The sequence below is a fragment of the Pseudomonas sp. P5_B2 genome, from assembly GCF_056400445.1.
In genome coordinates, this window is sequence record NZ_JBFULH010001506.1 from 1 (window position 1) to 537 (window position 537).

Sequence of the window (537 nt, forward strand, 5' to 3'; positions counted from 1 at the left end):
AACCTACAGGGTCGGGGCGTGTCAGGGAGAAATCCCAGGCAAAAAAACGCCCCGAACCAGTCGGGGCGTCAGATGTGCAGCGCTGCGGTTAGCTTTCTATTCGGCCCGCAGCGGCTGGTGTCTCAAGCGAAGCAGATCAGTGAAACTGTTCTTCTTCAGTCGAACCGGTCAGTGCGGTTACCGAAGACGAGCCACCTTGAATCACAGTGGTCATGTCGTCGAAGTAGCCGGTGCCCACTTCCTGCTGGTGAGCCACGAAGGTGTAGCCCTTCGAAGCGTCAGCGAACTCTTGCTCTTGCAGTTTCACGTAGGCAGTCATGTCGTTGCGGGCGTAGTCGTGCGCCAGGTTGAACATGCTGTGCCACATGTTGTGGATGCCGGCCAGGGTGATGAACTGGTGCTTGTAACCCATGGCGGACAGTTCGCGCTGGAACTTGGCGATGGTCGCGTCGTCCAGGTTTTTCTTCCAGTTGAAGGAAGGCGAGCAGTTGTACGACAGCAGTTGGTCCGGGTATTCCTTTTTGATCGCTTCAGCGA

1 pseudogene is annotated in these 537 nt (G+C 56.6%); it reads right to left on the reverse strand.

Features of this window, described 5'->3' with window-relative positions:
* Nucleotides 1–136: 136 nt before the first annotated feature.
* A pseudogene (locus tag AC1DRJ_RS32095) lies at nucleotides 137–537 on the reverse strand (isocitrate lyase); the annotation flags it as partial.